We start from the raw sequence: 22,781 nt of genomic DNA, 5'->3' as shown, positions 1-22,781 counted from the left end.
CCCCATTCGGAGCATGCAATGTCCTCTCCCAACCACATGCAGGTCGACCTCGGCGCCCCGAAGAAGTCGCTCGCCAGCCGGCTCGTCGGCACGCAGGAGGCGTGGATCGCGCTGGCGATCCTGGCGCTCGGGCTCGTCGTCTCGCTGATCGCGCCGCGCTTCGCCACCTCCGGCAACCTTCTCAACGTCTTCCAGAACGCCTGCTTCATAGGCCTGATGGCGCTCGGCATGACGCCGGTGATCATTTCGGGCGGCATCGACATCTCCGTCGGCTCGATCCTCGGGCTCTGCGGCGTGACGCTCGGCATCCTCTGTAATGCCGGCTGGCCGCTCGGCGCGGCGATCCCGGCGGTGCTGCTGCTCGGCATCGCCTGCGGCATGGTCAACGGCGCGGTCATCGCCTATCTCCGCCTGCCGCCCTTCGTGGTGACGCTGGCGACGCTGTCGATCGGCCGGAGCCTCGCGCTCGTCGTCAGCGACAACCAGGTCTTCTACGATTTCGGCACGGCGACCGACGCGCTGCTTGCGCTCGGCGGCGGCGCGACCTTCGGGCTCCCGAACGTCGTCTATGCGCTGATCGTCGGCGTCATCGTGCTGCACTCCCTGCTGACCATGACGCGTTGGGGCCGCTACATCTTCGCCGTCGGCGGCAACGAGAACGCCGCGCGGCTTGCCGGCATCCCGGTCGAGCTGATCAAGATCTCCGCCTACGCCTTTTCCGGCCTGATGGCCGCCGCCACCGGTATCTTCCTCGTCGGCTGGCTGGGAGCCGTCACCAATGCGATCGGCACCGGCTACGAGCTGCAGGTCATCGCCGCGACGGTGATCGGCGGCGCCAGCCTCGTCGGCGGCTTCGGCACGGCGATCGGCGCCGGCATCGGCGCGATCCTCGTCGAGGTCATCCGCAACGCCCTCCTGATCGCGGGCGTCAACCCTTTCTGGCAGGGCACTTTCGTCGGCAGCTTCATCCTGGCCGCCGTCCTGCTCGAACGCATCCGATCCTCGCGCTGACGGGGACGGAGAAACAAACGAAACCTGGGAGAGAAACGATGTCTAAACTGAAAAGCCTGGCGACGGTGCTGTCGGTCGCCTGCGTCACCGCCAGCCTCGGCATGCCGGCCAAGGCTGCCGACCGCGAGTTCGCGCTGGTGTTCAAGGTGCTGAACAACGCCTTCAGCCCGCCGATCGACGCAGGCTGCAAGGCGGCCGCCAAGCAGCTCGGCGACGTCACCTGCACCTATGTCGGCCCGACCGAATACGACGAGGCGAAGCAGGTGCAGCTGGCGCAGGACATCATCACCCGCGGTGTCGCGGGCCTCGGCATCTCCGCCGGCAATCCCAAGGCGATGGCCCGCATCCTGAAGCTCGCCAAGGCCGCCAACATTCCGGTCGTGACTTTCGACACCGACGTGCTGCCGGAAGATGCCGGCCTGCGCTCGACCTATATCGGCACCGACAACTACGAGTTCGGCAAGGTGCTGGGCGAGAAGGTGCTGGAGTCGAAGAAGAAGGGCGGCACCGTCTGCATCCAGTCCGGCGCTCCGGCCTCGGAAAACCTGAAAGCCCGCATCCAGGGCATCCGCGACACGTTGGCTGGGTTCGGCAAGGACAAGCCGGTCGGCATGCTGAAGGGCGAGAACGGCTGGACCGAGCCGGCCGGCTGCCCGGTCTACAACAATGACGACATCACGCTCGCCGCCCAGCAGGTGCGCGACGTCATGACCAACAATCCCGAGCTCGACGCCTTCGTGGCCGTCGGCGGCTGGGCGCAATACGCCCCGCAGGCCTACACCCAGGCGATGGAGCCGCTGAAGGCGCGGCTCGATTCGAAGGAGCTGGTGGTGGTGTTTGGCGACAATTTCGGCCCGCAGCTGCCGCTGCTGGCGAAGGGCCTCAGCCACTACAATGTCGGCCAGCGCCCTTATGACATGGGTTTCCAGACCATCATGGCGCTGGACAAGCTGACCAAGGGCGAGACCTTGCCGCCGATGATCATCACCGGCACCGAGGTCTGCACGCCCGAGAACGCCCAGACCACCTGCGGCAAGTCCGGTAGCTAGGCCGGCCGAAGCCGATCAGCCTTCATCATCCTAAAAACTCCCGCGTCGCCGCGTTGGCGGCGCGGGAGCCCGAAAGGAAGACCATGACCCGACGCCTGAGGCTCGCGATGATCGGCGGCGGAGAGGGCGCCTTCTTCGGCGCCGCGCACCGGGCTGCCGCCCGGCTGACCGACCGCTTCGAACTCGTCGCCGGCGCCTTCTCCTCCGATCCCGCCCGCGGTGCGGCGAGCGCTGCGGGGCTGCATGTCGATCCGGCCCGCAGCTATGCCGATGTCCACGCGCTGGCGGCCGCGGAGGCGGCGCGGCCGGATGGCGCCGAGGTGGTGACGATCGTCACGCCCAATCATTTGCACCACGCCGCCGCCCGCGCCTGCCTGGAGGCGGGGCTACACGTGATCTGCGACAAGCCGGTCACGACGACGCTCGCCGATGCGCTGGATCTTCAGGGGCTGGTGGAGGCGACTGGGCTGCAGTTCAGCGTCACCTATACAAATGCCGGCTACGGTCTCGTCCGCGACGCGCGCGCGATGGTGGCCGATGGCCGTCTCGGCGCGATCCGGATCGTTCGGGTCGAATTCCCGCAGGCATGGCTGGCCGGGCCGGTCGAGAACGCCGGCAACAAGCAGGCGGAGTGGCGCACCGATCCGGCGCGGAGCGGCGCCGGCTGCCTTGCGGACATCGGCACCCACGCCTTCCATCTCGCGGAATATGTCTCGGGCCTTCGCTGCATATCGCTGCTGGCCGAGATGCGTAGCGTCGTGCCGGGACGGCGGGTCGACGACCAGGCCGATCTGCTGCTGCGTTTCGAGGGCGGCGCGACCGGTGCGCTCTGGGCAAGCCAGGTGGCGATCGGCCAGAGCGGCGGGTTGAAGCTCGAGGTCTACGGCGACCGCGGCGCGCTGCAGTGGCGGGCCGCGGACCCGAACCACCTGCTCCTGTCCGATCTCGACGGGAGGACCGAGGTCGTCGAGCGGGCAGGGCGGGGTACGCAGTTTCCAGGGAGACTGCCGGCGGGGCATCCGGAAGGGTTTCTCGAGGCGCTCAGCCAGCTCTACGAGGACATGGCCGAGAGGATTTTCGCGGCGCAGGAAGCGCGGGCACCCACGCCCGAAGCTTTGTCGTCGCCGGGGATTGCCGAGGGCGTTCGCGGCTTGCGGATGGTCGAGGCGGCGCTCCGCTCCCGGGGCGAGTGGACGTCTCTCTAGCGATCGAACCGGTCCCTGGGGGCTTCTCGCCTATGAAGGCTGGGGTCAGCCAGCTTCATCAGGACATTGCTTCAGAGGCGAAGCCCCGTGTCGGCATTGAAGACGTGCGCTTCTCCCGGCAGCGGCGTGACGAAGGCGGTGTCGCCGGGCGCGTGACGGGCGCGGCCATGCACGGCGATGACCGCCGCCTGGCCGGCAAGGCGGCCGTAGAGATGGGATTCGGCGCCGGTCGGCTCGACGAGATCGACGGTGAAGGGCAAGCCGGTCGCGGCGGTCGCTGCCGAGACGAGGTCGGCGTGTTCCGGCCGGATGCCCAGCATGACGGCGGTGCCGGTGGCGGCGTCGAAGCCGCCCTCCAGCGCCAGTCGCGTCTCGCCGATCTGGACGAAGGTCTTGTCCCCGTCGCGCCCGAGAACGCCAAGTAGAAGGTTCATCGCCGGCGAGCCGATGAAGGTCGCGACGAAGAGGTTGGCGGGGCGATCATAGACGTCGAGCGGCGCGCCGGTCTGCTCGATCCGGCCGCCGTTCATGATGACAATGCGGTCCGACATCGTCATAGCCTCCATCTGGTCATGGGTGACGTAGATCGAGGTGGTGCCGAGCCGCTTCTGCAGCGACTTGATCTCGACCCGCATCTGCACGCGGAGTTTGGCGTCGAGGTTCGACAGCGGCTCGTCGAACAGGAAAACCTGCGGCTGGCGGACGATCGCCCGGCCCATGGCGACGCGCTGGCGCTGGCCGCCGGAAAGGGCGCGGGGCAGGCGGTCGAGATAGGGGCCGAGGCCGAGGAGCTCGGCTGCATCCTCCACCGCTTTGCGGGTCTCGGCCTTGGAGACGTTCCGCAAGCGCAGCGAGAAGCCCATGTTGTCGGCGACGGTGAGGTGTGGGTAGAGCGCGTAGTTCTGGAACACCATGGCGATGTCGCGGTCCTTCGGCGCGACGTCGTTGATGACGCGGCTGCCGAGCGAGACGGTGCCACTGTCGATCTCCTCGAGCCCGGCAATCATCCGCAGCAGCGTTGACTTGCCGCAGCCGGATGCGCCGATCAGCGAGACAAACTCGCCGTCGGCGATCGACAGGTCGATGCCGTGGATCACCTTTTGGGTGCCGTAGGCCTTGCGCACGTCTCGAATGTCTACCGTCGCCATGGGTCACTTCCGCTGGTTGATGACGCCCGCCGCCGCATTGCCGCGGCGGGCGAGAGGCCGGTTCAGGCGAGGACGACGACCTTCGAGAGGTGGCGCGGCGCCTCGGTATCGATGCCGCGCATTTCCGCGACCCGCTCGCCGAGGATCTGCATCACTGCGAGGGCTGCCAGTGCCCGGTCCTCGTTGCCCGCGGGCACGCCGAGCGACAGGTCGCCCGGGCCGCCGAGGCCGAGGACGAAGGCGCCCTTGGCCTGGACGTCACGGATGACGCCGGCCTCCTCCTCGGCGGTGTCGGCATTGTAGGTCATGACGACGAAGGTCTTGTCGTCGACGAGGCTGATCGGGCCGTGGCGGTATTCCATCGGGTGGAACGACTGCGAGTAGCTGAGGCTCATCTCCTGCAGCTTCAGCGCTCCTTCGGTGGCGAGGCCATAGAGCAGGCCCGAGCCGAGATAGACGAAGTGTGAGCGCCCCGCGATGACGCGCGCGAGATCCTGGTCGGCCTCCTGCATCAGCGCTTCGGCGGTGGCGGCGATGCCGGCGTCGATCGTCACCCCGGCCATGCGCAGGCCGGCGAGCAGCATGATCGAGGCCGAGGATGTCATCACGATACCCTCGTCCGGATGGGTCGGGATGAAGACCACGGTCTCGGCCGCACGGGCGATCGACGAATCCTTCTCGCAGGTGATGGCGATGGTCCTGAGGCCGGCCTTGCGGCTGACCTCGACCGCCTGCACCGTCTCGCTGGACTCGCCGCTGCGCGACAGGGCGACGACGGTGACGTCTGCCGAGCCGGCTGCGTAGCTTTCCCGGCGGCGCGCCCATTCGGCGCCCGGCACAGCGATTGCCATGTGGCCGTTCCGGTTGAAGGTCGCGGCGATGCTCATCGCGAGATAGTAGGACGTGCCGCAGCCGACGATGACGTTGAGGCCGTTGCCGGGGGTTGGCAGCGCGATGTCGAGGGCGCCGCTCCAGAAAGGGAACTGCTCGCGGATGACGCGTTCGGTGACGTTCATGGGATCTGTCCTTGAGGGAAGGCTATTTGCCGGCACCGGCCATCAGGCCGCTGACGAGGTATCGGTTGAGGAAGAGCACGACGAGCACCGGCGGGATAATCGCCAGGATGCCGGCAGCGTTCATCAGCCCGTAGTCGACGTAGTTGCGGGTGACGAATTCGGGGATCAGCACGGTCAGCGGCTTGGTCGCCAGCGTCGGCGAGAACACCAGCGGCACCATGAACTGGCCCCAGGCGCTGAGGAAGGTGAGGATCGACGCGGCGATCAGCCCGGGCGCCGCCAGCGGCAGCACGATGCGGATCAGCGTGTAGGTGCGCCCCGCGCCATCCAGCCAGGCGGCTTCTTCCAGCGACAGCGGCAGCGACTGGTAGACGCTGCGCATCAGCCACAGCGCCAGCGGCAGGAAGGCCGAGACGTAGATCAGCGTGACGCCGAGATAGGTGTCGATCAGCCCGAGCGCGATCATCAGCCGGTAGAGCGGGATCATCACGGTATAGGCGGGGATCGCCAGCGTCGCGACGACGAGGACGAAGAGCACGTCGCGGCCGGGAAACCGCAGGCGCACGAAGGCGTAGCCGGCGAAGGCGGCGAGGACGATCGTCACCACCGTCGAGGCGAGCGAGGTGACGAGGCTGTTGAGAAAGGCGGCCGAGACCTGCGGCCAGATCGACTGCGTCTCGTTGCCCTGCGAGGTGCTCGTCGCCCCGAACAGCTTGGCATAGTGCTCGAAGGTGACGTTCGGCGGCCAGAAATGCGGGGTCCGCGAGACGAGGTCGGACGGCGTCGAGAGGCTGGTCACCAAGGCCCAGTAGATCGGGCCGAGCGACCAGAACAGCAGGACGAGGACGGCGGCGGCGATGCCGATCTTGCCGGCGAGGCGGGAGAGGCTGCGCTGGGTCATCATTCGTACCGCGTCTCGCGGTAGACCCGCAGCACATAGATCAGCGACACCACCAGCGAGGCGATCATCGCCAGCACCGACAACGCCATGCCGAGCGAGAATTTGAGGTTCTGGAAGGCCGACATGTAGACCTGGATGATCACCGTGCGGGTGTCGAGGCTCGAGCCGGCGAGGATCCAGGCCTCGTCGAACAGATTGAACGCGAACACCGTCGACTGGCTGAGCGCGATGGCGATGCCGCCCGAGATCAGCGGCAGCGTCACCATGCGGAACGCCTTGACGGGGCCGGCGCCGTCGAGTTTTGCCGCCTCGTAGAGCTCCTTCGGGATACTCTGGAGGGCAGCCAGCAGGATGATCGCCGTCAGCGGCAGCATGCGCCAGACGTGGACGAGGGCGATGAGGAAGAGCGCGGTGGTGCGGTCGTTGAACCAGACCTTGTTGGTCTCGATGATCCCGAGCGACTGCAGCACGGAGTTCAGGAGGCCGTAGCTCGGATTGTAGATCCACAGCCAGACGAGAGCATTGACCACCGGCGGCAGGCACCAGGGCAGCACGAGCGCGGCGAGCAGCCAGCGCCGACCGGTCTTCACACGGTTGAGCAGCAGCGCGGCACCAAGGCCGCCGACGGCCTGCAACGCGACGGCGATGACGACGTAGACGATAGTGTTGAACCAAGCCTGGCGGACGTTGGCGTCGCCCGCGAGCGCGGTATAGTTGCCGAGGCCGATGAAGGGCGTTCCCGCCTTCATCGGGTCGATGCGGTAGAGGCTGTCAACCACCGTCGAGATCACCGGCAGGAAGACCAGCCCGCCCATGATCGCGATGATCGGCACGACGAAGGCGAGGCCGAGCCAGGCCTCGCCGTTCAGGCGGCGAGGCCGCCGGACCGACGGAGGGGATGTGATGGCCTCGCCGGACATGGCTATTCCTGCGCCGTCTTCGCCGCGTCGGCGATCTGGGTAACGGCCTCGGCCACGGTGATCTGGCCCTTGGCCGCCTGGTTCAGGAAGGTGGCGACCGCGCTGGAAAACTCCGGGTACCAGCCGGGCGTGCCTTGCGCGAACAGCGGCTCGACGGTGGCGGCCTGCTGCAGGAGAACGTCGCCGCTGGCGAGCTTGCCATCGGCGTTCAGCTTCTCCAGCACGCTGGTCCGGGTCGGCAGATTGCCGAGCTGCAGATAGCTCTGGGTCTGGTTCTCCGGCTTCAGCAGCCAGGCGATAAAGGCAAGGCCCGCCTCCGGATCGGCGGCAGAGACCGGAATGCCGACGGCGCCGGGCAAGCCAAAGGTGCGCGATTTGCCGGTGACCGAGGGCATCAGCGCGGCCTCGGCATGCTCCGAGACCTGCGACTTCGCCTTGTCGGAGTAGACAGCGACATTGCCGGCCCAGCCGGCGACGTCGAACGAGATGCGGCCGCTCTTGAAGAGCTCCTGAATCTCGACATCCTTGAGGCCGGTGGCGGCGGGGTCGATCAGCCCGGCCTTCAGCGCCTCGATCTCGAATTCCATCGCCTTGTAGCCGGCCGAGTCCGGCGTGGTGAACTGCGGCGCGAAGGAAGCGTCGAACAGCTCGCCGCCAAACGCCTTGGTCAGGAGGTACCAGGCGGTGGCGCTGCCCTCGGTCGCCGAGAGGGGCAAGCCGATCGGATAGTCGGCGATGCCGGCGGCCTTGATCGCCTTGGCGGCGGCGAGCAGTTCGTCCGGCGTCTTCGGCGCGTCGGTGATCTTGGCGCGGGTCAGGTGGTCGCGGTTGAGGATCAGGATGCGGAAGTCGTTATTATAGGGGACGGCCAGCAGCTTGCCCTCGAACTCGAAGATCTTGGCGGTCGGAAGGTCCGCGAGGAGGGCCGGATCGACCTTGTCGGCGAGCAGCGAATACCAGCCGGCCGAGCCGAACTGGCCGACCCAGGACCAGTCGACCTCGGTGACGTTGGCCGGGGCGGTGCCGGCGACCATCGAGGTGACGATCTTGGTGCGGATGTCGTCCCAGCCGAGCGTCTGGGTCTCGAGGGCGACACCGGTCTCGGCGGTGAAGCGGTCGGTCATCTCCTTCGGCAGCGTTTCCCAAGGTGGGAGGAGGGCAGCGATTGCCTTCCCTGCCAATGGCTTGGCATCCTCGGCGAAAGCGGGAAGCGAGAAGACGAGCGGCATGGCGGTCATGGCGGCGAGAAGCGAACGTCGGTTCATGGCATTTCCCTTTGGCTGCGGTTGCGGAGGAGAATCGGGTGGTCGTCGAGCGCTGTGGCGAGCCGGTCGATCCACGCCCCGTCGACCGGCCAGCTGGCGCGCTGCGCGGCCCGGAGCAAGGCGCCGCCGATGGGGGGCAAGCGCGGCGCGACCGGGGCGGTGCCAAGACTTTCGGAGATGGCGGAGAGAAAGGTCGGGCTGGCGAAGACGCCGCCGGCATAGCTCCAGACGATCGGCGACGCCTCGCCGACCATCCGCCAGGCGGCGCCGGCATGGGCGGCGAGGTGGGCGGCGGCCGCGTTGATCAGGCGGATGGCGTCGGGGTCGCCGGTCTCGCAGAGCGCGGAGACGATGCGGGCGAGCGCTGCAAAGCCGGCGCGGCGGCTTTCGAGGCCGGCGGCCCAGGAGAGGATCTCTTCGGGGCCGATGTCGAGGCTGTCGACCACGGCGGCGGCGAAAGGCAAGGCATCGCTGCGGCCGTCGAAGGCGCGGGTGGCAAGGCTCAGCGCCTCGCGGCCGATCCAGAATCCGCTGCCCTCGTCGCCGAACGCTTCGCCCCAGCCGCCGACGCGGACCTGACGGGCTTCCGGGCCGCCGGCGCTGGCCCAGGCCATCGAGCCGGTGCCGGCGAGTAGCAGCACGCCGCCGGCGCCCGCCAATGCGCCATCGAAGGCGATGCGCACATCGTTCTCGACCAGCGCGCCATCGCCGGCGAGCGCTGCGACGACGCTTCTCTGATGAGCGCTCTGGGTGTCGATCTCGCCAAAGGACGACAGGCCAAAGACAGCCGCGTCGATCTCCAGCGCGGGGGCGCGGGCGGCGACCATCATGTCGCGCAGGCGGATCCCCCAGTCGGGGTCGGCGGCCGGGTCTGTCCCGGCGCCGGTCTCGATCCAGACGATCTCGGCGTCGCGGGTGGCCAGCGCCAGCAAGGTCTTGCTGCCGCCGCCGTCTACGCCGAGGATCAGCCCCATCAGCTCGGCTCCCCATCAGCCACGGCGGCGAGCGGAACCGATGCGACCGTGACGGCGCATTGCAGTTCGCCAAGCCGGTCCCGCCAGTCCGGCGAAAGTGCTTCGTCGGCCACGAGGTGCAGCGCGGGGCCGAGCGCGGTGACGAGATAGGTCAGGCGCTGTCCGAACTTCGTCGCGTCGACGAGGAGAACGGTCTTGGCGGAGCGCGCCATCATCCGCTCGTTCAGCCGTGCCTCGCTCTCGTCGAGGCTGTAGAGCCGGCCGTCACCAGCGATGGCGCCCGCGCCGAGGAAGAGCTGGTCGAACCACAGCCGGTCGATCATCGCCTCGGCCGCAGCGCCGACCAGGGAAGCATTCTCGGCGCGCAGCCGTCCGCCGATCACCGTGACCGACAGGCCGGGGATCTCCATCAGCGTCTGCGCGACGACGAGGCCGTTGGTGAACACCGCAAGCGGCATCGGGTCGAGCCGCAGGCGCCGGGCCAGCTGCAGCACGGTGGTGCCGGCATCGAGGAAGACCGAGCTGTGCGGCTTGATCATCTCGAAGGCGGCGTCGGCGATGGCGCGCTTGGCGGCAAGGTTTTCCTGCTCGCGCAGGGCGAAGGCCACCTCGACGCCGCTGCCGCTGGAAATGCGGGCACCGCCATGGGTGCGCGCGACGATGCCCTCGGTTTCCAGCGCCAGCAGGTCGCGGCGGATCGTGGCGAGCGAGGCGCCGACGGCATCGGCGATGTCCTGCACCGAGCTGAAGCCGTGCGAATAGAGATGCTGGCGGATGGCCGTCAGGCGGTCGTCCTTCATCGGGCAGGCCTCCGTTCGCGGTTCAGCCGTCGCGGCACCGTCATGGCCGCTGGCACGCTTGAAAACTGTCTGTGCCTCATTGATGGCCGCGTAAAAGATCAACGTCAATCAGAAAAATGACGAAGCTTGATCGATTTGATTCGGCAGGTTAGCGTCTGCGATAGGCCGCTTCTGGAAGGGGAGGATTGGAATGCTGCAGGAACTGAGGGCGTTGGCGGGACGCGATGCGGGTGAGGCGGGTTGTGGTATCGTCTCGGTCTGCTCTGCGCACGCCTGGGTGATCGAGGCGACGCTGCGCCATGCGATCGGGGGCGCAGGGCCTGTTCTGATCGAGGCCACCTGCAACCAGGTGAACCAGTTCGGCGGCTATACCGGCATGACGCCGGCGGATTTCCGCGCCTTTGTCGAGCGCATCGCCGCCTCGGTTGGCTTTCCGCTGGCGCGGCTGATCCTCGGCGGTGACCATCTCGGCCCGAATCCCTGGCGCGACAAGCCTGCAGAGCAGGCGATGCGGCATGCCGAGGCGATGGTCGCCGCCTATGTCGAGGCCGGTTTCGGCAAGATCCATCTGGATGCCAGCATGGGCTGCGCCGGCGAGCCGGAGGCCGTGGGCGACAGCCTTGCCGCCGACCGCGCCGCGCGCCTAGCCGCCGCGGCGGAGGCGGCAGCCGACCGATCGGGCGTCACGCCGCCGCTCTACATCATCGGCACCGAGGTGCCGACGCCCGGCGGCGCGCTGGAGGCTCTCGACCATGTTCTGCCGACCGCGCCCGAGGCGGCCCTCGAGACGCACCGCATCCATGCCGAAGCGTTTGCCGCTGCCGGCCTCTCGGACGCCTTCCACCGCGTCGTCGGGCTGGTGGTGCAGCCGGGTGTCGAGTTCGGCGATGCCGACGTCCTGCATTATCGTCCTGAGCACACCGCCGACCTCAGCGCGGCGCTGACGCAGCTTCCAGGCCTTACGTTCGAGGCGCATTCGACCGACTACCAGAGCGAGGCCGAGCTGACGGCGCTGGTCGATGACGGGTTTCGGATCCTGAAGGTCGGGCCCTGGCTGACTTTCGCGATGCGCGAGGCGCTGTACGGCCTCGACGCCATCGCCCGTGATCTCGGCCTGTCAGGTCCCGGCGAAGGGCTGGCGCCGGCCATGGAGCGGTTGATGCTGGCCGAGCCGGGATACTGGGCGAAATACTACGGCGGCAGCGCCGACCTCCAGCGGATGAAGCGCCACTTCAGCTTCAGCGACCGCATTCGCTATTACTGGCCGCATCCCGAGGCGCAAGCGGCGCTGGCGGCGCTGCTCGGGCGGCTGGAGGGCGTCGCCATTCCGCTGCCCTTGATCAGCCAGCATCTCGGCCGCATCGCCGGGCGTTTCGAAGCGCCCCAGGAGCCTGTCACCGCAGAGGCGCTGGTCTTCGCCTCGATCGACCGCGTCCTCGACATCTACGCGGCAGCGGTCCGCGCAGCGTGATCGAGGTTCGTCCGGCATCGATGCCGGGCACGACGCAAAGGTCCGAGGTTGCCGCGCGGGTATCTGCCGTCAGGCGGCGGACAGCGCTGGTCGCCTCGGCTGCTCGGTTGCGCCCCGCCTGCCGGCTAGTGCCGATGTGGCGTGGCGAAAAGCTTGAGGGCCGGAGACGACCGACTAGAATCGAGGTGATCGAAGGAGGGGGGAGAAGGGGAAACCCGCAATCCCCAATGGGGATATGGTGGGCGATGACAGGCTCGAACTGCCGACATCCTCGGTGTAAACGAGGCGCTCTACCAACTGAGCTAATCGCCCTCTGCGAGGTGCTGCCCGCATAGGCAATTCCATCCGCGCGCGCAAGCCGGCGGGAAGGTTTTCCACACGCACAGGGCGCCATCTGAAGATTATTTAGAAGAATTGCGATGATCGCCTGTTTCCGCCCGAACGCGCTTGACAGGGAAGGGGGGCTCTCGTAAATCACCGTCATCAGCCGCGACGAGCGGTGGAGCGCGGGTGTAGCTCAGTCGGTTAGAGTGCCGGCCTGTCACGCCGGAGGTCGCGGGTTCGAGCCCCGTCACTCGCGCCAGTTTTAACTCCTTGCTGCAAAGCATGGAATTGAAACTGAAACTCCAGATACTGAAACAGTAGTTCAACTCTACTGGTCAGTACGAGGCACGGCCTCTTTAGGTCATCTCACATATTTTATAATAGTAACGTCCTTGGGGACGGATACTTCTGTCGTCGAACGCGCTCTCGGTGGATCTGCCGGGTGGGCAGAGGTTTGCTCAACGGGTCGTCATGTGCGGTCGGCGACGTTTTCTGCGGCGTTTGTCGCGTTGCACTCTTCCCCTTCAACAGAGCTCGACGCCGCCCCTCCAGACCGAATTGATAGCCACCTAATATAGTAGCTGGCTATAAAACATGAGCTTGGTATTCGAGTTTCGTCACGGCATGATCACCGAGGTTGGGTCACCGTCGTTATCAAGGCCCAGCTCTTTCAGCTTTTCCTGCAGACAGTTCGGTTGGGGTGCCACGCCATCCAGGAGCGGAGATGGCAATGTCTGAAACAGCCTCTGCAGCCGGCGGTCCGCCAGCGTTCGCTTCGAAGTGTCCGACGATCCGGGAAGGTTTCGATGGGTCGTTCGACTTTCACAGCGGTTGCCGAATACAGTCTCACGGGTCGGTGGCGTCGACGTATTGTGAACCTTTGCTACCAAGTGCGCCAACCCCTCCGGTATTTGCAGCTCAGAGGTAGGATGATTGATGAGCATTTTCCTGCCGATCAATGCTGTCGACCATTCCGCCAACGATAACCGTGACGTCAACGTCGTCCCCGCGCTGATCGCCTTGTCGAAAACCACCAACGCCTTGCTGGCACTGCGGCTGTCGGCGATCGGGCTGAAAATCGGCCAGGATGAGGTGCTGATGGTGCTGAGCCCAGTCGAGCCGGTGGAGATCAGCACGGTCGCCGACCGGCTGTGCATCCGCGTCACGACGGCGGCGACGGTCCTGCGAAACCTCGCGGAAAAGGGGCTTGTCAGCTACGGCGCCGGCTTGAAGCCGGAGGAGCCGATTCGGCTGACGCCTGCCGGCGCCGCGCTCCAGCACAAGATCCGGCAGGTGCACTCGCAGCTCGAGCAAGACCTGATCGCGCCGGAGGGAACTCCAGGGCCGCTGCTGACGGATCTCACCAATCTGCAAAAGCGCCTCTCCAGCCTCATCCATTCCGTCAGATAGCCAGATCGACTGCTGCCTTTGACGGTTGGGCGCGCGGTCTCTCTGCTTATCCGGTCAGTGACGCCGGCAAGACGATGCTGCTCAGAGCGCTTCCATCGGCGCATTTCGCGGCGTTGGGTGAAAATCCGCCATCCGTTCGCGACGGGTATCGATCGGATGCAACAAGCTCGGCGGGGCGCGGGACGATCGAGATGCGGGGGGGGCGGTAAAGACGAATCCCGTTTGTCGGCTGCGGGAGATTGCCTTGTTTCCCTGGGCCGTTTCATACCGCGACCGGCGGGGCAGGGCGGGGCGTAAAGTCCGGCCCCTCTGAGCGGCGCTTGATCCGAGGTAACGAATCGCCGGACGTTGGCAGCTGGCAGTAGTCGGACAACGGACAGCATCGCTCAATAGCTGGCTATATTATCCAAGCAGGTACGTAGCCAAATAAGTGAACTCCTCGTGAAGCGAGAGATTTTCGGCCTTTCTCTAGCGCTCTACGACAGTCTTCCTCATCCGACGCACGGGATGTTAAGATGAGTTCACTAGCCTCCCCGGCGGGTGAATGGATTGTTTCGACCATGGCGCATACTCTTTCCAGCCTGACGTCGCTGAAGCTTTCGCGCTGGATCAGGGTCTGCACCGGCGGACTGCTCATTCTATTTTCCGCCGGCGTTTTCCTGATGGAGCGGCAGGGGGCTGAAGAAACGCTCCAGCATGCGGAAGATCAGTCCGAGACGATGGCGCGGTCGCTCGCGCAGCACGCCGGCGATACGTTCCAGATGGCGGACCTCGCGCTCGTCTCCTTGTCCCGCATCCTTGGGACCGAGCCGCCGACGCGGTCAAAACTGCTGTCGGTACAGACGGATATGCGCGAACTGCTCTCGCGGGTGCCGCGTCTCCATGGGCTGGCCTACTACGAAGAATCGGGTTGGCGGCTCGCGGGCTCCGAAAAGAATGCGAACGAGGTCGTCAACGAGTCCCGCAGCGCCTTCTTCCAGTTCCACCGCCGCCAGACGCAGGCCGGGCTGTTCGTCGGCCCGGCGATCCGGGAGGCCGACGGGACCTGGGTGATCACGATCAGCCGGCGCATCGCTAAGGAAGACGGCAGTTTCAACGGCGTGCTCGTCGCGACCATCGAGTCGCGCTACTTCTCCGACTTCTACCAGAGCTTCGATACCGGGATCGACGTCCGCGTCGTCATGCTGGGGCCCGACGGCGCGGTGATGGCCCGCAATCCCTACGATACCCAACTTATCGGCAAATCCGTAGCGAACACGGCGGTCGTCCTGGCGGTCCAGGCGGGCGATCGTTCCGGGGTGTTCCGGATGCCGTCGCCGCTCGACGGCGTCGAGCGGCTGTCGGCATTTCATGCCGTCGAGGGGGTCGGCGTGACCATCGTCTACAGCCTGTCGCGCAAGACCGCACTCGCACCCTGGCATCAGGGAATCTACGTCCGCGTCGCGGTATTCATTCTCCTGGCGATCGCTCTCGTGCTCGGCGGCCTGCGGTTGGCGCAGCAAGCGGAGAGACGCCATGCGTCCGAGAAGAACCTGCTGCAGCTCTCGCTCACCGATTCGCTGACGGGTCTCCTCAACCGCCGGGGCTTCGAACAGGCGGTGGCGATGGCGTGGCGGCAGAGTTCCGAGGCCGGCTTGCCGTTGTCGCTGCTGATGATCGACGTCGATTGCTTCAAGTCGTTCAACGACACCTACGGCCATCCTGCCGGCGATACCTGCCTGCAGCTGGTCGCCCTGTCGATCAGCAGCAGTGTGCCGTTTTCGGAGGAGCGCGTTGCCCGCTACGGCGGGGAGGAGATCGTGGTCATCCTTCCCGACACCTCCGCGGAGGCGGCGTTCGCGGTGGCCGAGGAGATCCGGTCTTCCATCTCGGCTTTGCATGTCCAGCACGCCAAGTCGGCGGCGGCGAACCACCTCACCGTCAGCATCGGCTGCGCCACCGAGCGCCCGGCTGCCGATTTCAGGACGGCGCCCGCCGAACTTCTCGCCGATGCCGACAGGGCTCTCTATGAGGCCAAGCTGTCCGGCCGGGACCGGGTCGTGTCTTTCGATCAGATCGAGTTCGAACGGCAGCGGACAGTACCGCCGCTGCGCCTCGTCACCGCCAGCGGCTGAACGCGCTCTTCGGCAGAACCGAAGCCTGCCGGATCATCGCGGCGGCCCGCATCGGGCGAACGCGGGCAGACTAGGGCGAAGACCAGCGTCAAGCTGAAACGGCGTAGTAGGTCACTTCCTCCTGCCACTCTTCCTCGAACCACTCGTCGAAGCCGGTGACGAAGACGATCTCCACGCCCTCTGCGCGCAGGATATCGAGGGAGGTGACGTCGGCCGTATCTGGGAGAGGCGCTGCCATCATCGCGCAGTCGACGCCGAGGCCGGTCGCCAGAAATGCCAGAGCCGCCGGAATGCCCGGAACCACCCCGACGAGAGTGCCGCCACTGTTCTCGATGTCCCGTGCCATATCGGCCGCAAGGTCGAAATCGGTCTCGATGGTGAGGACTCGGCGTCCGATGAGGGACGTGGTGGCCAGTCGGAACATGCTTTACCTCTATAGCGGGGGCCGCTCGGATCTCCGGCAGCGGCAAGTGGCGAGGAGAGTGGAAAGGACCGATGTTTCCGTCGATCCCCGTAGCCCCCTATGCTCGCCAATCTCGGTCCACTAGCTTTCGCGACGCTTACTTGTGTAGCAGGCTGTCGTTATTTATGTCTAAATAGCCAGCTAATCCAATTGGGCGTTTTGCTATGACTGTTCAGGATGGAATAGTTACGAACGGGACGAAGGCTGCCCCTCGCCGGGCAGCCGGCACCGTGGCCGACAACCCGCTGCGGCAGTGCCTCCACGCCTTGCTTCCGGTCGTGGAAGGGTTTAGGTCTCGCCGCATTGCGAAGAGGTCGGTTTCAGCGGCCTGCGACGCATTGACCCTGATGACGGCACTGTTCGCCCACCGCCGGGTTCGTATATGAGATACATGTGCAGTTTGAGTGGCTTAATCGGAAACCCTCAAACTCCTTTTGCACCAAGGGTCAGCCGCGATGCCTGAGCTTCTCGCTTCCTATCTTCCGATCATCATCTTCGTCGGCGTTGCGCTGTTCATCGGCCTCGCGCTGCTGGTGTCGCCGTTCCTGGTCGCCTTCAAGGCGCCGGACGACGAGAAGCTGTCGGCGTACGAGTGCGGTTTCGACGCATTCGACGATTCGCGCATGAAGTTCGATGTGCGGTTCTACCTCGTCTCGATCCTGTTCATCATCTTCGACCTCGAAGTGGCCTTCCTGTTTCCATGGGCAGCGTCCTTTGGTGCCGTGGGGTGGTTCGGTTTCTGGTCGATGATGGTTTTCCTCGGCGTCCTGACCGTCGGCTTCATCTATGAGTGGAAGAAAGGCGCCCTCGAATGGGATTGACCGATAGAGAGACCTTCATGCGGGCTGCTGCGGTGGAAGCGGGCAGCCGGTCGTCGGCCCTCCAGGTTCCGCCTGCGCAGGACCGTTTCCTGACGGACATCAACGACGAGCTGGCAGACAAGGGCTTTCTCGTGACGTCGACGGACGATCTGATCCAGTGGGCGCGCACCGGCTCGCTGATGTGGATGACGTTCGGCCTCGCCTGCTGCGCCGTCGAGATGATGCAGATGTCGATGCCACGCTACGATGCCGAGCGCTTCGGTTTCGCGCCGCGCGCATCACCCCGCCAGTCGGACGTGATGATCGTCGCGGGCACGCTGACCAACAAGATGGCGCCGGCGCTGCGCAAGGTCTACGACCAGATGCCTGAGCCCCGCTACGTCATCTCGATGGGCTCGTGCGCCAATGGCGGCGGCTACTATCACTATTCCTACTCGGTGGTGCGCGGCTGCGACCGCGTCGTGCCGGTCGATATCTACGTGCCGGGCTGCCCGCCCACGGCGGAGGCGCTGCTGTATGGCGTGCTGCTGCTGCAGAAGAAGATCCGCCGCACGGGGACGATCGAGCGCTAGGCGCTCTTTCCCGTCATGGCGTCCTGAAAGAAGAGGCCCGCGCGTCCGATGAACGAACTCGCCGAACACATCAGCACTGCCCTCGGCGCCAAGCTCGGCGAGTCGAGCATCCGCTTCGGCGAATTGACGCTCATCGTCGATGCCGCCGATATCGTCGAGGTGCTGACCTTCCTGCGCGACGACCGCAAGGCGCAGTTCCTGAACCTCACCGACATCTGCGGCGTCGACTATCCGGAGCGCCTGCGGCGCTTCGACGTCGTCTATCACCTCCTGTCGCCGCATCTGAACCAGCGCATCCGGGTGAAGGTCCGCACCAGCGAGGACGATCCGGTTCCGTCCGTCACCGGCGTCTTTTCCGGCGCCGACTGGTTCGAGCGCGAGGCCTACGATCTCTACGGCATCCTGTTCACGGGGCACCCTGACCTGCGCCGGATCCTCACCGACTACGGTTTCGAGGGACATCCGCTGCGCAAGGACTTCCCGCTGACCGGCTTTGTCGAAGTCCACTATGACGAGGTGCTGAAGCAGGTGGTCTACGAGCCGGTGGCGCTGCGCCAGGAGTTCCGGAATTTTGATTTCCTCTCGCCGTGGGAAGGCACCGAATACGTGCTGCCGGGCGACGAGAAGTCCAAGACGAACTAAAGCGTCCGACAGGGCAGGGCAGCGACAACTGCCGAACAGGATACACAGCCATGGCTGAAATCGACGTCCGCAACTTCAACATCAACTTCGGCCCGCAGCATCCGGCTGCGCATGGCGTTCTCCGGCTCGTGCTGGAGCTCGATGGCGAGATCGTCGAGCGCGTCGATCCGCATATCGGCCTGCTTCACCGCGGCACGGAAAAGCTGATCGAGGCGAAGACCTACCTGCAGGCGATCCCGTATTTCGACCGCCTCGACTATGTCGCGCCGATGAACCAGGAACACGCCTTCTGCCTCGCGGTCGAGAAGCTGACCGAGGTGACAGTTCCGATCCGCGCGCAGCTGATCCGCGTCCTCTACTCCGAGATCGGCCGCATCCTCTCGCATCTCCTCAACGTCACCACGCAGGCGATGGACGTCGGCGCGCTGACCCCGCCGCTCTGGGGTTTCGAGCAGCGCGAGAAGCTGATGGTGTTCTACGAGCGCGCCTCCGGCTCGCGCATGCACGCCGCCTACTTCCGGCCCGGCGGCGTCCATCTCGACCTGCCGCCAGAACTGGTCGACGATATCGGCGCCTGGTGCGACCCGTTCCTGTCGACGCTCGACGACATCGACGAGCTGCTCACCGGCAACCGCATCTTCAAGCAGCGGAACGTCGACATCGGCGTCATCGGCATCGAGGATTGCTGGGCGCTCGGCTTCTCCGGCGTGATGGTGCGCGGCTCCGGCGCGGCGTGGGATCTTCGCAAGTCTCAGCCCTACGAGTGCTACGCCGACATGGATTTCGACATTCCGATCGGCAAGAACGGCGACTGCTACGACCGCTACCTGATCCGCATGGTCGAGATGCGCGAATCGGTCAAGATCATGAAGCAATGCGTCGAGCGCCTTTCGGGCAAGGAGCGGATTGGGCCGGTGTCCTCCACCGAGGGCAAGGTCGTGCCGCCGAGCCGAGGCCAGATGAAGCGTTCGATGGAAGCGTTGATCCATCACTTCAAGCTCTACACCGAGGGCTTCCACGTTCCGGCTGGCGAGGTCTACTGTGCCGTCGAGGCGCCGAAAGGCGAGTTCGGCGTCTACCTCGTCGCGGACGGCACCAACAAGCCGCACCGCTGCAAGATCAAGGCGCCGGGCTTTGCGCATCTGCAGGCGATGGACTTCATGTGCCGCAAGCACATGCTGGCCGACGTCTCCGCCATCCTCGGCTCGCTCGACATCGTTTTTGGAGAAGTGGACCGTTAATTCGCCAGTCTTTGGCTGGCTCTGGATGTGATAAGGTGAAGGCATGAGCGCCGAAGCCGCCAGAACAGCCGCGATGAGTGCGGACGAATTCTTTACCTGGTCCGAGAGCTGGGGCGAGGGCGAACGCTATGAGCTCATCGAAGGGGACGCCGTCCGTCTCCAGTCGGAACGGGTCAGTCATGCCGAGCGCAAGGCGAACATCTGGCTCGCGTTGCGCCGGGCGATCCAGGCAGGCGGTCTCGATTGCCGCGCTTTTCCCGATGGGGTCAGCGTCAAAGTCAACGATAGGACGGTGCGCGAACCGGACGCTCTGGTGCAGTGCGGTCCTTACGACCCCAACAAGACCTATGTCCCGAACCCGGTCGTCGTGGTCGAGGTCATCTCGCCCTCCAGCGTTCGGACGGATGTCGACCGAAAGCTGATCGATTACTTCTCGGTGCAATCGATCCTGCACTACCTCATCGTCTACGACGACCGCCGGGTGATCCATCACCGGCGGGACTCGGCGGACGGCGAGATCACCACCCGATTGCTCGGGGCCGGCAGCACGATCCTGCTGACGCCACCGGGCATGGAGCTGACCGTCGAGAGCCTGTTCGCAGACCCGTGACGATAAGTCCGACAATTGATTTCCGATAGCCCGATGCTGCGGCTTTCGGCCACTGGCCTTTTGCGGCGCGTATGTTAGAACGCGCCGCAACATCGCGTTTAGAAACAAACCAAAAAGCCGAGGTCCGATGTCAGTCAGACGTCTCGCGGAAGACAGTGTCCAGCCCGCCAGCTTCGCCTTTTCGGCCGATAATTCGACCTGGGCGGAAGACACGATCCATAAGTATCCGGAGGGGCGCCAGCAGTCTGCCGTGATTCCGCTGTTGATGCGGGCTCAGGATCAGGACGGCTGGGTCTCCAAGCCCGCGATCGAGCATATCGCCGGCATGCTGAGCATGCCGCTGATTCGGGTGCTCGAGGTTGCGACCTTCTACACCCAGTTCCAGCTGAAGCCGGTGGGGACGAAGGCGCACATCCAGGTCTGCGGCACTACGCCCTGCATGCTGCGGGGATCGGACGAGCTGAAGCGCGTCTGCCAGTCGAAGATCCATCACGACCAGTTCCATCTCAATGCTTCCGGCACGCTGTCGTGGGAAGAGGTCGAGTGCCTTGGTGCCTGCGTCAACGCGCCGATGGTCATGGTGTTCAAGGACACCTACGAGGACCTGACGCCGGAGCGGCTGGAGCAGATGATCGATGCGTTCGAGCGCGACGAGGCCGTCAAGGTCGGTCCGCAGATCGATCGGCATCTGTCGGCGCCCGAAGGCGGTCTGACGTCGCTGACGTCCGAGGAAGCGCCGCAAGGCGCGGCAGCTCGGGATGGCGGCCGGGAGACAGGCGCCTCCGGCGAGACGGTGCCGTCGAACGCAGGTCGTCCGACGACGCATGCGCCGGAGACCGATCCGAGCATCGCAGCCCCGGGCAAGGCCAGCCAGAACAACGTCCCGCAGTCGGTCGAGACGGCCGAGAGCATCGATCCCGCCAAGGGCGCGCATGTGCCAGGCGCCGGAAAGACCGGCGGTTCCGAGGGCGGTCCGACGGGTGCGGGCGACAAGGAAGACGACGCCACCAAGGCGGCGACGACCGAGGCGTCGGAAAAGGGCAGTCTGGAGCCAGGCCAGTCGGCAGCAGCGCCTTTTGCAAAGAAGCGCAACGATGCCGAAGCGCCGACGGAAGGCGCACGCACCAGCGATGACGCTTCGCCGGCGCCGGACAAGGCCAAGTGATGCGGGCGACAGGACGGGGAGTCTGAGATGCTTCAGGACAAGGATCGCATCTTCACCAACATCTACGGCGTGAAGGACAAGAGCCTGAAAGGCGCGATGTCGCGCGGGCACTTCACCGACACGGCCGAGCTGATCGGCAAGGGCCGCGACTGGATCATCAACGAGATGAAGGCTTCGGGCCTTCGTGGTCGTGGTGGCGCCGGTTTCCCGACCGGGCTCAAATGGTCGTTCATGCCGAAGGAGTCGGACGGTCGTCCGCACTACCTCGTCGTCAATGCGGACGAGTCGGAGCCGGGCACCTGCAAGGACCGCGACATCATGCGGAACGACCCGTTCACGCTGCTGGAAGGCTGCGTGATCGCCGGTTTCGCGATGGGTGCACATGTCTGCTACATCTACGTTCGCGGCGAGTACGTGCGCGAGCGCGAGGCGCTGCAGCTGGCGATCGACGAGCTGTACCAGGCTGGCAAGCTCGGCAAGGACAACGGCTCCGGCTGGGACTACGACATCTACGTCCACCACGGCGCCGGCGCCTACATCTGCGGTGAGGAAACCGCGCTGCTCGAAAGCCTCGAGGGCAAGAAGGGTCAGCCGCGGCTGAAGCCGCCGTTCCCCGCCAACATGGGCCTCTACGGCTGCCCGACGACCGTCAACAACGTCGAGTCCATCGCCGTCGCGCCGACCATCCTGCGCCGCGGTGGCGCCTGGTTCGGTGCGCTCGGCCGCGCCAACAACACCGGCACCAAGCTTTTCTGCATTTCCGGCCACGTCAACAAGCCGTGCACCGTGGAAGAAGAGATGGGCATCACCTTCCGCGAGCTGATCGACACCCATTGCGGTGGCGTTCGTGGCGGCTGGGACAATCTGCTCGCCGTCATCCCCGGCGGTTCCTCAGTGCCGCTGGTGCCGGCGGCAGATATCATCGACTGCAAGATGGACTTCGACGGGCTGAAGGAGATCAAGACCTCCCTCGGCACGGCGGCCGTCATCGTGATGGACAAGTCGACTGACATCGTTCGCGCTATCGCCCGCCTCAGCTACTTCTACAAGCATGAGAGCTGCGGCCAGTGCACGCCTTGCCGCGAGGGCACCGGCTGGATGTGGCGTCTGATGGAGCGCATGGTCGTCGGCAATGCCGAGAAGCGCGAGATCGACATGCTGCTCGACATTACCAAGCAGGTCGAGGGTCATACCATCTGCGCGCTGGGCGATGCTGCGGCCTGGCCGATTCAGGGCCTGATGCGCCATTTCCGCGCCGAGGTGGAGCGCCGCATCGACGAGTTCTCCGCCAACAAGGCGCCGGGGCTGAACCGCCCGCTGATCCTCGAAGCGGCGGAATAGCGATGACCGAGATCATCGGCCGCGCCGACGTCCTGACGGTCTCGAAGGCCGACATCTCGCATTCCGCGTTTGCCGATGCGGACCTTTCGGAAGCCCGGTTCGAGAACGTCGACCTGTCCGGCGCCGAGATCACCAATGCCGATCTGGCCGGCACGCTGTTCTCAGATGTCGACATGACCGAGTCGCGGTTCAAGAATGCCAACTTCACCGACGCCGCCTTCGAGAACGTCAACACCGATGGCATGACGATCAACGGGATCGGCGTCGCCGAGCTTTTCGCCGCATACGCTGCGGCAAAAGACCTACGAGGCAACTGAC

Annotated in this window: 22 protein-coding genes and 2 tRNA genes; 15 read left to right on the top strand and 9 right to left on the bottom strand. The window is 65.6% G+C overall.

Annotated features, from left to right (window positions below):
* Positions 1–36 precede the first annotated feature (36 nt).
* The 3 genes from ACZL02_RS07135 to ACZL02_RS07125 all read left to right on the top strand — a co-directional run bounded on the left by ACZL02_RS07135 (position 37) and on the right by ACZL02_RS07125 (position 3,265).
* Complete coding sequence (locus ACZL02_RS07135; RefSeq protein ID WP_472938152.1) at positions 37–1,011, top strand: ABC transporter permease; 975 nt, start codon at positions 37–39, stop codon at positions 1,009–1,011.
* Between the two features lie 38 nt (positions 1,012–1,049).
* Positions 1,050–2,060 (top strand): sugar-binding protein, encoded by a 1,011-nt coding sequence (locus ACZL02_RS07130; protein ID WP_472937896.1) that lies wholly within the window; start codon positions 1,050–1,052, stop codon positions 2,058–2,060.
* A gap of 83 nt (positions 2,061–2,143) precedes the next feature.
* Entirely contained in the window at positions 2,144–3,265 is a 1,122-nt protein-coding gene (locus ACZL02_RS07125) for a Gfo/Idh/MocA family protein (protein ID WP_472937895.1), read from the top strand.
* 71 nt (positions 3,266–3,336) lie between these two features.
* Here ACZL02_RS07125 and ACZL02_RS07120 read toward each other — a convergent pair whose 3' ends face one another.
* The 7 genes from ACZL02_RS07120 to ACZL02_RS07090 form a co-directional block, all read right to left on the bottom strand.
* Complete coding sequence (locus ACZL02_RS07120; RefSeq protein ID WP_472937894.1) at positions 3,337–4,413, bottom strand: ABC transporter ATP-binding protein; 1,077 nt, start codon at positions 4,411–4,413, stop codon at positions 3,337–3,339.
* A 62-nt stretch (positions 4,414–4,475) separates the two neighbouring features.
* Positions 4,476–5,429 carry an SIS domain-containing protein gene (locus tag ACZL02_RS07115; RefSeq protein ID WP_472937893.1) on the bottom strand — a complete coding sequence of 318 codons (954 nt, stop codon included), beginning with the start codon at positions 5,427–5,429 and terminating at the stop codon, positions 4,476–4,478.
* Positions 5,430–5,451: 22 nt separating this feature from the next.
* Entirely contained in the window at positions 5,452–6,294 is an 843-nt protein-coding gene (locus tag ACZL02_RS07110) for a carbohydrate ABC transporter permease (RefSeq protein WP_472938151.1), read from the bottom strand.
* Between the two features lie 35 nt (positions 6,295–6,329).
* The gene (locus ACZL02_RS07105) at positions 6,330–7,250 is read right to left on the bottom strand and encodes a carbohydrate ABC transporter permease (protein ID WP_472937892.1); all 921 of its coding nucleotides are present in this window, start codon (positions 7,248–7,250) and stop codon (positions 6,330–6,332) included.
* 2 nt (positions 7,251–7,252) lie between these two features.
* On the bottom strand, positions 7,253–8,515 hold the full coding sequence (locus ACZL02_RS07100) for an extracellular solute-binding protein (protein ID WP_472937891.1): 1,263 nt from the start codon (positions 8,513–8,515) through the stop codon (positions 7,253–7,255).
* Complete coding sequence (locus ACZL02_RS07095; protein WP_472937890.1) at positions 8,512–9,489, bottom strand: N-acetylglucosamine kinase; 978 nt, start codon at positions 9,487–9,489, stop codon at positions 8,512–8,514. Before ACZL02_RS07095 ends, ACZL02_RS07100 begins: the two co-directional genes overlap by 4 nt.
* The gene (locus ACZL02_RS07090) at positions 9,489–10,289 is read right to left on the bottom strand and encodes a DeoR/GlpR family DNA-binding transcription regulator (protein WP_472937889.1); all 801 of its coding nucleotides are present in this window, start codon (positions 10,287–10,289) and stop codon (positions 9,489–9,491) included. The genes ACZL02_RS07095 and ACZL02_RS07090 overlap by 1 nt, the downstream gene beginning before the upstream one ends.
* A 190-nt stretch (positions 10,290–10,479) precedes the next feature.
* Here ACZL02_RS07090 and ACZL02_RS07085 point away from each other — a divergent pair, with 190 nt between their 5' ends.
* A complete protein-coding gene (locus tag ACZL02_RS07085) occupies positions 10,480–11,760 on the top strand; it encodes a D-tagatose-bisphosphate aldolase, class II, non-catalytic subunit (RefSeq protein WP_472937888.1) in 1,281 nt (426 codons plus the stop codon).
* A gap of 236 nt (positions 11,761–11,996) precedes the next feature.
* Here ACZL02_RS07085 and ACZL02_RS07080 read toward each other — a convergent pair.
* Positions 11,997–12,072: transfer RNA gene (locus ACZL02_RS07080), tRNA-Val, on the bottom strand.
* 194 nt (positions 12,073–12,266) lie between these two features.
* Between ACZL02_RS07080 and ACZL02_RS07075 the strand changes: the two genes are divergently transcribed.
* The 3 genes from ACZL02_RS07075 (at position 12,267) to ACZL02_RS07065 (ending at position 15,608) form a co-directional block, all read left to right on the top strand.
* Positions 12,267–12,343 (top strand) — tRNA-Asp (locus ACZL02_RS07075).
* 677 nt (positions 12,344–13,020) lie between these two features.
* Positions 13,021–13,494, top strand: a complete 474-nt coding sequence (locus tag ACZL02_RS07070) for a MarR family winged helix-turn-helix transcriptional regulator (RefSeq protein ID WP_472937887.1) — start codon at positions 13,021–13,023, stop codon at positions 13,492–13,494.
* Between the two features lie 560 nt (positions 13,495–14,054).
* Positions 14,055–15,608, top strand: coding sequence for a sensor domain-containing diguanylate cyclase (locus ACZL02_RS07065; protein ID WP_472937886.1), 1,554 nt, complete (start codon positions 14,055–14,057; stop codon positions 15,606–15,608).
* A gap of 88 nt (positions 15,609–15,696) precedes the next feature.
* Here ACZL02_RS07065 and ACZL02_RS07060 read toward each other — a convergent pair whose 3' ends face one another.
* On the bottom strand, positions 15,697–16,032 hold the full coding sequence (locus ACZL02_RS07060) for a hypothetical protein (RefSeq protein ID WP_472937885.1): 336 nt from the start codon (positions 16,030–16,032) through the stop codon (positions 15,697–15,699).
* Positions 16,033–16,526: 494 nt separating this feature from the next.
* Here ACZL02_RS07060 and ACZL02_RS07055 point away from each other — a divergent pair, with 494 nt between their 5' ends.
* The 8 genes from ACZL02_RS07055 to ACZL02_RS07020 all read left to right on the top strand — a co-directional run bounded on the left by ACZL02_RS07055 (position 16,527) and on the right by ACZL02_RS07020 (position 22,780).
* Positions 16,527–16,892, top strand: a complete 366-nt coding sequence (locus ACZL02_RS07055; RefSeq protein ID WP_472937884.1) for an NADH-quinone oxidoreductase subunit A — start codon at positions 16,527–16,529, stop codon at positions 16,890–16,892.
* Complete coding sequence (locus ACZL02_RS07050; protein WP_472933540.1) at positions 16,883–17,464, top strand: NuoB/complex I 20 kDa subunit family protein; 582 nt, start codon at positions 16,883–16,885, stop codon at positions 17,462–17,464. Before ACZL02_RS07055 ends, ACZL02_RS07050 begins: the two co-directional genes overlap by 10 nt.
* Positions 17,465–17,512: 48 nt before the next feature.
* Positions 17,513–18,106, top strand: a complete 594-nt coding sequence (locus ACZL02_RS07045; RefSeq protein WP_472937883.1) for an NADH-quinone oxidoreductase subunit C — start codon at positions 17,513–17,515, stop codon at positions 18,104–18,106.
* A gap of 50 nt (positions 18,107–18,156) precedes the next feature.
* On the top strand, positions 18,157–19,347 hold the full coding sequence (locus ACZL02_RS07040; RefSeq protein ID WP_472937882.1) for an NADH-quinone oxidoreductase subunit D: 1,191 nt from the start codon (positions 18,157–18,159) through the stop codon (positions 19,345–19,347).
* 43 nt (positions 19,348–19,390) lie between these two features.
* Positions 19,391–19,957, top strand: coding sequence for a Uma2 family endonuclease (locus ACZL02_RS07035; protein ID WP_496258418.1), 567 nt, complete (start codon positions 19,391–19,393; stop codon positions 19,955–19,957).
* 127 nt (positions 19,958–20,084) lie between these two features.
* Positions 20,085–21,122, top strand: coding sequence for an NADH-quinone oxidoreductase subunit NuoE (gene nuoE, locus ACZL02_RS07030; protein WP_472937880.1), 1,038 nt, complete (start codon positions 20,085–20,087; stop codon positions 21,120–21,122).
* 27 nt (positions 21,123–21,149) lie between these two features.
* The gene (gene nuoF, locus ACZL02_RS07025; RefSeq protein WP_472937879.1) at positions 21,150–22,463 is read left to right on the top strand and encodes an NADH-quinone oxidoreductase subunit NuoF; all 1,314 of its coding nucleotides are present in this window, start codon (positions 21,150–21,152) and stop codon (positions 22,461–22,463) included.
* 2 nt (positions 22,464–22,465) lie between these two features.
* Positions 22,466–22,780: a pentapeptide repeat-containing protein gene (locus ACZL02_RS07020; RefSeq protein ID WP_472937878.1), complete on the top strand. Its 315-nt coding sequence runs from the start codon at positions 22,466–22,468 to the stop codon at positions 22,778–22,780.
* The last annotated feature ends 1 nt before the right edge of the window (position 22,781 follow it).

Source organism: Mesocryomonas fontinalis (assembly GCF_055730125.2).
The sequence above is the reverse complement of the archived record's forward strand: the minus strand, read 5'-3'. Positions and strand labels throughout refer to the sequence as shown.

What these genes read in the sequence shown, in the direction of transcription:
- ACZL02_RS07095 (WP_472937890.1), bottom strand. Translation starts at nt 9,489, where the DNA reads ATGGGGCTGATCCTCGGCGTAGACGGCGGCGGCAGCAAGACCTTGCTG.
- ACZL02_RS07020 (WP_472937878.1), top strand. Translation starts at nt 22,466, where the DNA reads ATGACCGAGATCATCGGCCGCGCCGACGTCCTGACGGTCTCGAAGGCC.
- ACZL02_RS07060 (WP_472937885.1), bottom strand. Translation starts at nt 16,032, where the DNA reads ATGTTCCGACTGGCCACCACGTCCCTCATCGGACGCCGAGTCCTCACC.
- ACZL02_RS07125 (WP_472937895.1), top strand. Translation starts at nt 2,144, where the DNA reads ATGACCCGACGCCTGAGGCTCGCGATGATCGGCGGCGGAGAGGGCGCC.
- nuoE (WP_472937880.1), top strand. Translation starts at nt 20,085, where the DNA reads ATGTCAGTCAGACGTCTCGCGGAAGACAGTGTCCAGCCCGCCAGCTTC.
- ACZL02_RS07105 (WP_472937892.1), bottom strand. Translation starts at nt 7,250, where the DNA reads ATGTCCGGCGAGGCCATCACATCCCCTCCGTCGGTCCGGCGGCCTCGC.
- ACZL02_RS07070 (WP_472937887.1), top strand. Translation starts at nt 13,021, where the DNA reads ATGAGCATTTTCCTGCCGATCAATGCTGTCGACCATTCCGCCAACGAT.
- ACZL02_RS07065 (WP_472937886.1), top strand. Translation starts at nt 14,055, where the DNA reads ATGGCGCATACTCTTTCCAGCCTGACGTCGCTGAAGCTTTCGCGCTGG.
- ACZL02_RS07045 (WP_472937883.1), top strand. Translation starts at nt 17,513, where the DNA reads ATGAACGAACTCGCCGAACACATCAGCACTGCCCTCGGCGCCAAGCTC.
- ACZL02_RS07085 (WP_472937888.1), top strand. Translation starts at nt 10,480, where the DNA reads ATGCTGCAGGAACTGAGGGCGTTGGCGGGACGCGATGCGGGTGAGGCG.
- nuoF (WP_472937879.1), top strand. Translation starts at nt 21,150, where the DNA reads ATGCTTCAGGACAAGGATCGCATCTTCACCAACATCTACGGCGTGAAG.
- ACZL02_RS07100 (WP_472937891.1), bottom strand. Translation starts at nt 8,515, where the DNA reads ATGAACCGACGTTCGCTTCTCGCCGCCATGACCGCCATGCCGCTCGTC.
- ACZL02_RS07035 (WP_496258418.1), top strand. Translation starts at nt 19,391, where the DNA reads ATGAGCGCCGAAGCCGCCAGAACAGCCGCGATGAGTGCGGACGAATTC.
- ACZL02_RS07120 (WP_472937894.1), bottom strand. Translation starts at nt 4,413, where the DNA reads ATGGCGACGGTAGACATTCGAGACGTGCGCAAGGCCTACGGCACCCAA.
- ACZL02_RS07040 (WP_472937882.1), top strand. Translation starts at nt 18,157, where the DNA reads ATGGCTGAAATCGACGTCCGCAACTTCAACATCAACTTCGGCCCGCAG.
- ACZL02_RS07050 (WP_472933540.1), top strand. Translation starts at nt 16,883, where the DNA reads ATGGGATTGACCGATAGAGAGACCTTCATGCGGGCTGCTGCGGTGGAA.
- ACZL02_RS07055 (WP_472937884.1), top strand. Translation starts at nt 16,527, where the DNA reads ATGCCTGAGCTTCTCGCTTCCTATCTTCCGATCATCATCTTCGTCGGC.
- ACZL02_RS07115 (WP_472937893.1), bottom strand. Translation starts at nt 5,429, where the DNA reads ATGAACGTCACCGAACGCGTCATCCGCGAGCAGTTCCCTTTCTGGAGC.
- ACZL02_RS07090 (WP_472937889.1), bottom strand. Translation starts at nt 10,289, where the DNA reads ATGAAGGACGACCGCCTGACGGCCATCCGCCAGCATCTCTATTCGCAC.
- ACZL02_RS07130 (WP_472937896.1), top strand. Translation starts at nt 1,050, where the DNA reads ATGTCTAAACTGAAAAGCCTGGCGACGGTGCTGTCGGTCGCCTGCGTC.
- ACZL02_RS07135 (WP_472938152.1), top strand. Translation starts at nt 37, where the DNA reads ATGCAGGTCGACCTCGGCGCCCCGAAGAAGTCGCTCGCCAGCCGGCTC.